The sequence below is a fragment of the Legionella sp. 16cNR16C genome, assembly GCF_021297775.1.
Taxonomy (GTDB): Bacteria; Pseudomonadota; Gammaproteobacteria; order Legionellales; family Legionellaceae; genus Legionella_C; species Legionella_C quinlivanii_A.
The window spans coordinates 662,527-673,929 of the sequence record NZ_JAJTMX010000001.1 but is presented as its reverse complement, the minus strand read 5'-3'; the positions used below and the strand labels follow the sequence as shown (position 1 = coordinate 673,929).

The window sequence follows — 11,403 nt, the reverse complement described above, 5'->3', positions numbered from 1 at the left end:
GAAGGAGGACTAAATGCGAATAATCCTTGTATGCCTTGTATTACTGAATGCCGCTGCTTGCAGCCAACCGCCGGACTTGGACTCCCCTTGTCCGAATTACGGAAGAACCTGCTCGCAGCACCCGGTGAACTAAATAAAACTAACTTGTTAAGGACGACCATGAATCGATTAGCCATTACCCTCACACTTGCCTGCACCGTGGTTTTAAGTGCTTGCGACAAGAACCCTTTGTACTCCCAGCCGCAAGCTGACCAGGTTAATGCACTATTGCAAGCATCCCGCGCAGCCGAAAAAGCCATGCACCTGTTTTCAGCGCCCGGTGGCGGTTATTACCTAAGCTGTATGGGCATGAATGAAGGAATGGTCGACTGCCCCTTGCTGTTTAAACTGATGGTCAATGAATTACAAACCCATCCCGCCTTTGCCTCCCTCAAGGTCAAGGATATTGCCGATAAGCCCTTCTTTAATGGCATTGCCCTCGCGTATCAGCAGCGCTTTTTCAATAGCATTGAGGACTAACCATGGAAAGCCCAACCTACGCCAATATCATCGGCCAATTGACTGGCCAGATTGATGAAGTTACTAAAACCTTCGTGATGAATGGTTATCAAGCGCTCGCCTCGCACTTGGAAAGGCCGTTGGCGAGTGCTTGTGTGCTCGCCTTAATTCTTATCGGCCTGGGCATTATGATGGGCTTTATTCGCACGCCGTCACAAGACCTAATGAAGTTGGCGTTAAGAATGGGCGTGACATACCTATTTGCCATGAACTGGGGCTTTTTTTCCGAGTATTTTGTGGGGCTTTTCGTTCATGGTGCCAGTGAGTTGGGCGGTGTCTTAATGAAAGCAAACCTTCCCGGGGTCTCGGTCGATGGTGTTAATAGTGGCTTGCAATCGGTATTGAATGAAGTCGTTCGCGTAGCGTCCTGGACTTGGGACAAAGCAAGCTTGAAACATTGGAGTCCAATTTTTGTTGCGTTAATGATTTACGCATCGGGTATTTTGGTGATTGGCCTGGCCTTATTCGAACTCATTATCGCCAAATTAATGCTGGCCGTGTGCTTAAGTACCGCACCTATTTTCATCATTTTCACTCTCTTTGACTTCACCAAATCCTTTTTTGAGCGCTGGCTAGGAACGCTGGTGGGCTTTTCGTTGGTGCTGGTATTTGTCTCATCGGTGGCGAGCTTTTGCATGCGCTTAATCCATTGGTCGGTCTATGCGCATTACGTCAATCACGCCATCGATATCGGCCTCTCGGATTGGATCCCGATATTATTGGTGGCCATCTTTTGCGTCATGGCTTTGCTGGAAGTCACTGGTATTGCCAAAGGCATTGGCGGTTCTTGTTCCACAAGCAGTGGGGCTGCCATGATGGGCGGGTTCATCCGTGGGGCAATGGGCGCCGGTCGTAAGGCGAAGCAAGCCGGTCAAAAATCGAAGGAGGCTTTAGGAAAAATGATGCCAGCCAGTGCCAAATCGGCCGTGCAAGTTTATCAGGCCGCAAATTCCCCTCTCAACCTTCAATCCTTTCGAGGTTAATCATGAAAACAAGCAAGCAGCCTTTGAACGACTACTTTAAACAAGCAAAACACTGGGCGGATGACCAGTTTGCCAGGGTAGAAGTCTCTCGAAACCGCTATCAAGTGGCCTTTTTAGCCTCTATGGGATTGAATCTTTGTGCGGTGCTCGCGGTCAGCGTTTTAGCACCCATGCAAACATTAATTCCCATGCTGGTACATCATTATGACAATGGGGTAATGACCATTGAGCCGGTGACGCAAGCCAATGCGCCAATCAATAAAACACAAGTGGAAAGCGATATTGTCCGTTATATCACCCAGCGGGAAAGCTATGAGGTTAGCGCCTATCGCTCGCAATTCGATTTAGTAAGCCTCTTATCAAGCGGCTCGGTCAATGATGAGTACCTGCGCGAACAATCAAAAAGTAACTCCCAGTCGCCGGTGGTGCAGCTCGGCAATAAAGCCATGCGAAGCGTTCATGTGTACAGCATCAACTTTCTCGATAATGTCTTATTTAACGACCAGGATTTTCCGAAAAATCATCACAATGTCGCGGAAGTCGTTTTTACCTTGATTGATACCGATAAAGCAACGGGGCAGCAAACCGAAACCCAGTACAGCGCTGTCATTGCCTGGGTTTATAACCAACCCTCGAATGCGCCAGATATCCGCTGGAAAAATTGGGATGGCTTTCAGGTAACCCGCTACAGCAAACAACTTCGTAATGTGTGAGGTGATGATGAAAAAATTAATAACGACACTGTTACTCGTTGCCAACGCGCTGGCGTTTGCGCAACAACTGCCACAGCCCACTAAAGAAGATGCGCGAGTCACGCGCGTGCCATTTCAAGAGCATAATGTGGTCAAGCTTAAAGCACGCACGTTTACCAATACGCAAATCCTCTTTAATCCCAAGGAGACGGTTTTAGTCGTGGAAGGTGGCGACACCGCTGGCTGGATGGTTACTTTCCATGAGCACTTGCCCTACATGGTGTTTGTAAAACCCACGCTGTTTAATAGCAATACCAATATGACCGTGGTGACTGACAAACATAACTACTACTTTCAGGTGACCAGCAACCAATCGATTGAGAATGATTCGGTAAACCCCATCTATGCCTTGCAGTTCACCTATCCCGAAGAAGAAAAAGCCAAGCTTGAAGCGGCAAGAAGGGCGGCTGTTCTTCGCAACACAGCCCTAAGCAAGCAACACAAAGACCCGAAAACACTTAACTGGAATTACCGCTTTAGTGGCAGTGCCGAACTCATTCCACAGCATGTCTATGATGACGGGCAGTTTACTTATTTTGAATTAAGCCCGACGCAACCGGTGCCTGCTGTTTTTGCCGTTGATAACAAGCAAGGCAAGGAGTCAGTGGTGAATACCCGCCGGCAAGGCCAGCTCTTAATCATTCAACGCTTAGCTCCTCAGTTTACCCTTCGAAGCGGTGGCCTGGTGGCTTCCATTTTTAATAGCAATGAGATTGTACGACTTCAACAAGGCAGGAGGTAGTCATGCAGGCAAGTGATAAAAATAACGATGAACGCTTAAGCGAATTATCACAGGTGACACCGCCCAAGAAGACCTGGTTAGGGATGAATGCCCGAATCGCAGTGACTATTGGCGTTTCAGTTACCTTGCTAGGTTATGCGTTTATCCCTAAGCATGCCCAATCAGTCAAGACCGATGAGCCATCGAGCCATTCACAGGGCGATTACACCTTGTCGCAGAATCTTGAGCTGATTGAGAAAATGAAGGCGGAAGCGGCAAAGCCTATTACTAATAGTGAAAAGAACGCCTCTTATTCAAAACCCATTAAGCCCCCTAAACTGCGGCATAAAGACCATTTAAGCAAGGAAATGCTTGCCCGCATGAATGCGCCGACCACCTTTCTGGTGAATCGGCAAGCAGCCAGTGGCACAATCGCACAAGGCAGTCCAGGAAACGCCAATGCCTTTGCGGGGAATAATCCCAATACGCAGTTCTTAAATCAGCAGAATGAAATTACTTCGGTGGTTGCCAAGAAATTACCGCATCCGGCGGCTACTGTACCCGCGGGCGAAATGATTGCAGCTACCTTGGAAACCGCCATTAACTCCGAATTGCCGGGCATGGCACGAGCAATTACCATGCGCGATATTTACTCGCTAGAAGGCCAGCATTGCCTAATCCCTAAAGGCTCGGTATTAGTCGGGCAATTTGATTCACAAGTTGTCGATGGGCAAAGCCGCATACTCGTAGTTTGGAATCGGATACAGCTCGCCAATGGTGTGATTGTCAGTTTGAATAGCCCAAGTACTGATGCGATTGGGCGCTCAGGCCAAGGTGCTGACTATATCAATCGCCATTTCGTTGAGCGGTTTGGCACCAGTGCCTTACTGTCAATTTTAGGTGCTTATACCGCAACCAGTGGCGTTAACGGCCAAGACCAGTATAACTCTGAAGCACAATATAGAACGGCGATTGCGTCCAGCTTTCAGCAAACCGCCGGGCAAGCAGTGAATGCGGGCATGGCCATTCGGCCAACCTTGCAAGTCAACCAGGGCAGCTTAATCAATGTCTTTGTAGCGCATGATTTGGATTTCTTTAGTGTGAAGGGAGGCCGGGGCTAATGACGGAGAAAGCCTTTTATGCGCCAGGTTCAGACGGGTTACTGCAGCCCTTATCGCCCTGGCTAAATGATTTAAGCGTGTCGGAAATTTTAATCAATCGGCCGCAGGAAGTGTTTGTTGAACGACAGGGTCAAATGGTCGCTCATGCAGTGCCAGCACTCGATAGCCTGCATTTAAAGCGCCTCTTTGGCCTGATTGCTAATGAGAACCGGCAGTTGCTCAATGAAGCCAATCCCTTATTATCCGGTAATCTAATGGATGGTTCACGGGTTCAGTTAGTCATTCCGCCAGCTGCCAAGCATTACACGTTATCGATTCGGCGCCAGACCGTAGCTAATCGCAGTTTAACTGATTACGAACGGGATTTTTATCGTGAAGCGAAGCCATTTCTTATTCATGATAAGGAAGCGCTTTTCAGTGATGCTGATAAACAATTGCTGGCGGTGTATCGCAAGCAATTGTGGCCAGATTTTATTGATATGGCTGTGTTAGCAAAAAAGAATATCGTTATTTCTGGTGGCACATCCTCCGGTAAGACCACCTTTTTAAATGCCTGTTGCCAGCGTATCCCCCAGGGGGAGCGCATTATCACCCTAGAGGACACTTATGAAGTGAGATTACCGCATAAAAATCAAGTGAATTTGCTAGCCCCTAAAACAAAGGATGAGAACGCGCTCACGATGCAAGACCTGGTGCAATGTTCACTAAGGCTGCGCCCCGACCGTTTGATGATGGGGGAAATCAGAGGCCGCGAAGTACTTGATTTTATCGCAGCTTGCTCGACCGGCCATGACGGCTCAATGACCAGCATTCATGCCAATAACCCACAAATCGCACTCATGCGCATGGTGCAACTTTATAAATTGAATAATGTGCCTTCGATGCGCGATGAAGACATCTTGCGCGAAATCAACCAAGTGGTCGACATCATCATTCAATTGCAAAAAACACCCAATGGACGCGGCATTTCATGGATTTATTTCAAAGGAGCAACCAGCGAACCGTTAGTGAGGTGATTCATGAAAAAATTAATTTTAGCTACTTTTTCTCTTTTAGGTTGGGCAGGAGTTACCCATGCCGAAGATAGTGAAATTTGGATGCAAATCGGCATTTTGCAGACCCAGATGGTTGTTGTATCCAATCAAATCATAGCACTGGCCAACCAAATTGCGTCTATTCCGGCAGGCCCTCAAGGTCCACAAGGCATTCCCGGGCAACGCGGTGAGCGAGGACCAGCCGGGCGTTATCAGGCAGGCAATGGCATTCGGATTGAAGGCGAAGTGATTAGTGCGAATACCAGCACTCATCAAATCGGCGAGCCGTACCAGGGCGGTATTGTCTTTTGGGTGGATGACACCGGCCAGCATGGCTTGATTGCCAGCAAGAATGACGTGTATACCCAAGGCATTCAATGGCGCAATGGCGAAAGCGGTAACAAAATTACCAATGCGCGAGCCGATGGCATCGGAGCCGGTGAATCCAATACCCGCTTAATCATTGCCGAGCAAACCATTGATAACCAAACAGGCGAATTTGCAGCGCTCCTGGCGAATCAATACAGGGTGGCAGAAGACGGCGAAACGCCTTGTGTGACACCGGCCAATCCGCAAAGCCTTTGTTATGGCGGCTGGTACCTGCCCTCTATTTACGAATTAAGCCTTTTAAAAGCCAATCTTCAACCGCAGGGCTTAGCCAGTTTTACACCGGATTATTACTGGAGTTCGACTGAATCAAGTGTGTCTAAAGCATGGTTACAAAACTTTAGCACTGGGGAAGTTATAACCAGCGATAAAGCTAGCACTCTAGGCCATGTGCGCGCTGTTCGTCAGTTTTAAGGTGTTCCCCATGAGCAAAAAAACGATAACGCTTGTCCTATGCTTACTGCTGGTGTTAGAAATTGCCAGCATTGTTTCCCTGTGGGGTTTAGGTCTTACGAATACGCCTTATCCCTGGTCGCTATTTATCCTGCTCCATTTTGGGTATAACGGCCTGTGTATAGGGGCGCTACTGGTGGCAACACTGCCATTCATTTTGACGGCCAGCTATCTGAAAGGCGGATTTACACGCTGGTTAAGCGGTATTGTACTGGTGTGTATAGTGCTTTCAGCATTAGCCTTGGTTGGTGGCGTTTTCCTTTATCAATGGTGGTCGCAAGAAACGTTTAACAGTACGGCTGAGCTCACGTCCTTTTTGCAGGCGCTTTCCGAAGAGCCCGAGCAGTTAAGGCGTTTCATCGGCTGTGAGTTGCTGAGTTTGTTGCTGGCTTTCGCAATCCCGGTGCACCATCTGTTTGAACGAGTTCGCCTTGGCAATAAAGTACTGGGGAATGCCCATTTTGCCAACGGCTATGAAATCCACAAAGCCGGGTTTTTTAAAAAAAAAGAGGAAAGTTTAATCATCGGTAAAAAATACGGGGTTCCACTGTACTCCAATGGCTTTGAACATGTCTTAGTCTTTGCACCGTCCGGGAGTGGTAAAACCCGCAGTATTGCCATTCCCAATCTGTTTAATTACCCCTATTCAGTCGTTTGTAATGATGTAAAGCTCACGCTCTTTGAAACTACCTCTGGCTACCGGAAAAACGTCTTAGGCCATGAGTGTTTTTGTTTTGCGCCAACCCATCCAGCAGGAAGAACCCATCGTTTCAACCCCTTGGCCAGTATTAGCTCAGATATTAATCACCGTATGACCGATATTCAGCGAACAGCGCATATTCTGATCCCAGATAATCCGAAAGGCGATGTTATCTGGACACAAGCCAGCCGTAAACTCTTTAAATGCATAACACTCTACCTACTCGATACACCCGAGCGCCCTTGTACGTTGGGTGAAATGAACCGCCTGATCAAACAGCAGCAATTTGATGTGTGGCTACAAGACATGCTCGATAATACAGACCAGCTTGATCCCGAGTTTTACCGCAATGGTTATTCCTACATTAATAACCATGAGAAAACCAGAAGCTCTATTTTGGAATCCTTCTCCGGCTATTTGGAACTCTTTGACGATCCCTTTATCGATGCAGCGACCAGCGCCAGTGATTTTGATTTTAAAGATTTACGGCGTAAGAAAATGACGATTTATGTTGGTTTTACCGATGATGACATGGAGCGCTTAGCACCCTTGCTGACATTATTCTGGCAGCAATTGATTTCTGCCATGATTCGAGAAATACCCGACCCAAAAAAAGAACCGTACCCCTTATTATGTCTTATTGATGAATTTTCATCCCTAGGGCGAATTGAGCGCTTGAGACGGTCGTTAAAGCTGCTTCGTGAATACCGGGTACGCTGTATTTTGATGTTTCAATACATTGCCCAAACCTATGAGAAATATTCTCAAGATGAGGCGAAAGCCTTTACCAATATCAAAACAAAAGTAGCATTTACGACTGAAGACTTAGGGGATGCCGAATTCATCAGCAAAATGTTAGGCACTAAAACGCAACGGGTATCAAATGAATCCACTTCTTTACAGACACAAGGCATTAGCAATAGTCATGGCAAAAACTATCAAGCCATACCCCTGATGCGACCTGAAGCGATTATGAAGATTCCGGCGCAAAATACCTTGATCATGCGTTCTGGATTCCCCTCTGTTAAATCAGCGCAATTCATTTGGTATAAGGAATCAATGAAGGCATTACCTCAGCCCTGTTTACGTATTCCTGTTCAATCTATCAAGAGAAATCCGTTTAAAAGAGAGTTATCCAATAAAACCAGTTCAGAAATGTTGGATCTATTGTGAGGGTGTCGGCGAGTTCGTTTTATTTTTCCTGAAATCCCAAGGTGGAACCGGGTTATTATCCTTCCATAAACCTGACTTCTTTGCCTTGGCGTTATTTTGTAATTCGTAGAGACTGCGATCAGTGGATATTGATCATAGACCCAAGCCATACCGCTTTTAACTTGCTCGGCACTGGTATCTTTATTATCACAGATTACCCGGCCTACTGTTCGCCTATAGCGATCCAGCTTGAGAATTTGAACTTCGGCTTTTTTCTTAAAACACATTGTCGATAAAGCCTGCCGTGAACGTGTACCAAACGCTTGATGACGTTCCGGGGCATCGATATCGGCAAATACAAGGTGGAACGGAGGAGCTTGCGACGAGTAGATCTTGTATTGGTTAGCCATGAAGTTATTTTTACTCACGAATGAAGATTGGGTGACGATTTTTGGAAGGGAGTTATGAACTGGTGGCTTTTATTTACTACCGGTTATTGAGTTTATACAGTCTTTCTTTATACAAGGTGGAATTCATCCTTTGTGTCATCGGAAATGAAATAAATCGAATGCCATTGGATCCTGCAATAATGTCTGAGCATCTTAAGCTGAGAATGATCAGAGGAAAGCCACTGCTGTTTTTTGCTATGATTTACAGAATGTATCCCTTTGTGATTATTATATAATAACCAAATAAACGGAATGTTTAAGGATAAATGCGAATGATGAAAAACTTGGCATCGCAAGAATTCATAAAAATCATGAATGAAAAATTAAAAAAATGGATGGGTATGAATATGGTATGAGGGTTTATCTTGTCCCTAATAGTGAAAACCCCTTGGGATATGGCTTTGATAGAAATTATTGGCATATTCAGCTTTTGGTCTCAAAAGCCAGGCAAGAAGTTGCCGAACAATTTAATATAACATTACTGTTAATTGAGCAAGAAGAACGGTAATCTGCGGATCAACACTCTCGAATCATTAGACAAAAAGCCTGTAAAGAGTTCGCTCTACAATGTAGGAAGATAGTTTTATGTAAAAAATTCGTTTTACTTATAGAATCAATTTTATAGTAAAAGTTTTTTTAATGTATGAGTTTTTAGAATCACATGTCAGCCATTATTGATATTGCTATGTATTATATAATTTGGATGCCAGGGTTTTAGCGCATCGTTTTATTCGTATTATTATATTTGTTGACTAGCATAAATCAATGTAAATAAAATGATCAGCTGCAAGGAGCTTAGTGCTGAAACTTCATGTAATTGAGATGCTATTATTATATAGAATGAATTATAAGAATTTTAGCAATGGATAAGCGAACTATGTTGTGCAAAACATTTGCCTGCATTGGGTTTTTACTCTTTTCTTTTATAGTTTTTTTTGCCCCACCATACTTTGCAAATCGTGCCGATTTACATCCAGTATACTCAATGGATTTGTCTATCATAGTTGAGATAGGTAGTGTGTATCTTAGTGCCACATTTATTACGTTCTCGTTTATATTTTTTGCAATGCAGGTGAATTATGAATACATGCCGTACGATTTATTCAAAAAATATAATGCGATTCATTTGTTTATTCGTAAATTTATCATTTGTTTTTTATTGTCAATTGGATTCATATGTCTGAGTTTTTTAAATGCCTCTAAATTGGAAATTGCCATTCTCGCACTTGAGATTACCATATTGCTAATTTTACTTTTTTTACAGACTTACTCTTGGGCTTTGAAATTAATTAATCCGCATGTTCAATTAGATTTTCTGCTAGAGGTTATTAGAAAAGATTTCTTAATGCTTGAGAAAAAAATAACAAGAAGTTACTATTCGAACGACTCTAAAGAAAAGTTTTTTGTACAAAACTCCAATTGGAATTTGTTTATACTTACTGGATTAAGAATATGTGAGGTTTATATTAAAAAATACTCGGATAAAGGCGATTACCAAGTGTTTGACAAAGTATTTTCAGTGATAAATAACATTACTGATGAATATATTTCAATAAAAAAAAATACCTTCCACTCAATTTCTTACACCCCGCTGCCTAGCGCGCACCCGGATAGGAATGACATAGTTATTTTAGAAAGTTTAGAAATACTTAAACGGTGCTTTTCTCACGCGATAATAAATCATGATGAGAAACTGATCCAGCGAGTAATTCAGGAAACATATGAATTGTTTAAATCTTATTCTGAAATTGAATATGTGGAGCCACATTCTGAGAAATATCATGCAAAGATAGCAGTGGAATACTGTTGTTATTTTTTTAGCAAATCCAGAGAAGGAGGTTATCAGAATTTAGTTAACATTGAGCTCTACGTCCTAGGGCTAATGGCTGAAGCATTGATTGAAAAAGACCCAAAATTATCCATTATTATCATTGATTATTTGTTCGATTTATCAAAAGATATCTTAAAGGAAATCCCTGTAAAACCTAACAACTTATTGGCAGAATGTGTTAAAGAAGAAAGCGCAATTTTATTTAAGGCAATTGTAACTTTGGAAACTAAAAGGAAAATCATACGCCAAATAAATGAAAGACTGTATTCTTTGTTGTCAATGGGAAAGGCTGACATTTATGATGATGATTTCAGACATTTTTTTTCATTAACTGGTTTCGATGTTCCTTTCCTCATTCGATTTTCATGGATACTTGATTTAGATGATATTAAATTAAAAAGACATGTTGCAGAAAATTTTTTCTACTGGGCGCAATGTAATCTATTCACCCAAGTTAGGTATATTAAAAAATTAATACAGGAGGGTTCAAACTATATCTTCATCATCTTTAAATGGGATATGTATTTAATTCATTACTTAGTTCTCTTTGCAAAATTTATGCAAACAGATAGTCAGCTACTAAGTATTTTTAACAATATACAAACTAGAATAACGGCTTGGTTTGATATCCTCAATACTAATTTTGGGTATACGGTCTTTATTCAATTTTTCATGATAAATGATCTTGTTCTTCTTGATGATGAATTTTGTAAATTAAATGAAACAGCCATACATAATTCTTTAATAAATGGGTTATTAGCATTGCTCTATTTATCGCTAGAAGTGAATAATTCGACTGGGGTACGAGATGCATTTTTGAGTATCTATTTTCTTCATTCAAAATGGGTTTCACGCTGCAAAACACAAATCAGTTTGATTGATCTATTGCGGAAGCATCCTGGATTTATAGCACAAAGAGCAAATTTAATGCAGGCGCTGGATGATTTAAAAGGCAGATTACTAATTAAGAGCTTGGACTCTAATCTTGATATAGAAATATTAAAGAAATTATCTAGTGCTGATATTTTGAAAAAAGTAGACTGCCTATACAACAGCTTTAATGAGTAAAGTTTAGTCATTATTATCTTGATTTTTTATTTTTTGTAATCAATTATTGTTTTCTTAAATTCGCTAATAAGACAACGAGGGTTTCTTTTACAATTCGAAATTTTGGATAAATTCTTTCGAGCTAAAATCCCTCAATTTTGCAAAATAGTTTTATCGCTAATACCTGGTGTCTTCTTTTTTTTCCAAAATAAAAG

At 42.7% G+C, this 11,403-nt stretch carries 11 protein-coding genes; 10 read left to right on the top strand and 1 reads right to left on the bottom strand.

Annotated elements, in window-relative coordinates:
* Window positions 1–159 precede the first annotated feature (159 nt).
* Genes LXA66_RS03065 through LXA66_RS03030 form a run of 8 tightly spaced genes read left to right on the top strand, consistent with a single transcriptional unit; the run spans window position 160 to window position 7,882 of the window.
* A complete protein-coding gene (locus tag LXA66_RS03065; RefSeq protein ID WP_233011865.1) occupies window positions 160–519 on the top strand; it encodes a hypothetical protein in 360 nt (119 codons plus the stop codon).
* Between the two features lie 2 nt (window positions 520–521).
* On the top strand, window positions 522–1,541 hold the full coding sequence (locus LXA66_RS03060; protein ID WP_233011864.1) for a type IV secretion system protein: 1,020 nt from the start codon (window positions 522–524) through the stop codon (window positions 1,539–1,541).
* A 2-nt stretch (window positions 1,542–1,543) separates the two neighbouring features.
* On the top strand, window positions 1,544–2,254 hold the full coding sequence (locus LXA66_RS03055) for a virB8 family protein (protein ID WP_233011863.1): 711 nt from the start codon (window positions 1,544–1,546) through the stop codon (window positions 2,252–2,254).
* Between the two features lie 4 nt (window positions 2,255–2,258).
* Window positions 2,259–3,035, top strand: a complete 777-nt coding sequence (gene virB9, locus LXA66_RS03050; protein WP_233011862.1) for a P-type conjugative transfer protein VirB9 — start codon at window positions 2,259–2,261, stop codon at window positions 3,033–3,035.
* A gap of 2 nt (window positions 3,036–3,037) precedes the next feature.
* Window positions 3,038–4,135, top strand: a complete 1,098-nt coding sequence (locus LXA66_RS03045) for a TrbI/VirB10 family protein (protein WP_233011861.1) — start codon at window positions 3,038–3,040, stop codon at window positions 4,133–4,135.
* Entirely contained in the window at window positions 4,135–5,151 is a 1,017-nt protein-coding gene (gene virB11, locus LXA66_RS03040; RefSeq protein ID WP_233011860.1) for a P-type DNA transfer ATPase VirB11, read from the top strand. Before LXA66_RS03045 ends, virB11 begins: the two co-directional genes overlap by 1 nt.
* A gap of 3 nt (window positions 5,152–5,154) precedes the next feature.
* Window positions 5,155–5,970, top strand: coding sequence for a DUF1566 domain-containing protein (locus tag LXA66_RS03035; RefSeq protein ID WP_370637131.1), 816 nt, complete (start codon window positions 5,155–5,157; stop codon window positions 5,968–5,970).
* A 10-nt stretch (window positions 5,971–5,980) separates the two neighbouring features.
* Window positions 5,981–7,882, top strand: a complete 1,902-nt coding sequence (locus tag LXA66_RS03030) for a type IV secretory system conjugative DNA transfer family protein (protein ID WP_233011859.1) — start codon at window positions 5,981–5,983, stop codon at window positions 7,880–7,882.
* Here the strand turns inward: LXA66_RS03030 and LXA66_RS15890 are convergent.
* Complete coding sequence (locus LXA66_RS15890) at window positions 7,807–8,271, bottom strand: thermonuclease family protein (protein WP_370637158.1); 465 nt, start codon at window positions 8,269–8,271, stop codon at window positions 7,807–7,809. The two genes, LXA66_RS03030 and LXA66_RS15890, sit on opposite strands and share 76 nt — an antisense overlap.
* A 370-nt stretch (window positions 8,272–8,641) precedes the next feature.
* Here LXA66_RS15890 and LXA66_RS03025 point away from each other — a divergent pair, with 370 nt between their 5' ends.
* Both LXA66_RS03025 and LXA66_RS03020 read left to right on the top strand, forming a co-directional pair.
* The gene (locus LXA66_RS03025) at window positions 8,642–8,818 is read left to right on the top strand and encodes a hypothetical protein (protein ID WP_233011858.1); all 177 of its coding nucleotides are present in this window, start codon (window positions 8,642–8,644) and stop codon (window positions 8,816–8,818) included.
* A 354-nt stretch (window positions 8,819–9,172) separates the two neighbouring features.
* Window positions 9,173–11,209 carry a hypothetical protein gene (locus tag LXA66_RS03020; protein ID WP_233011857.1) on the top strand — a complete coding sequence of 679 codons (2,037 nt, stop codon included), beginning with the start codon at window positions 9,173–9,175 and terminating at the stop codon, window positions 11,207–11,209.
* The last annotated feature ends 194 nt before the right edge of the window (window positions 11,210–11,403 follow it).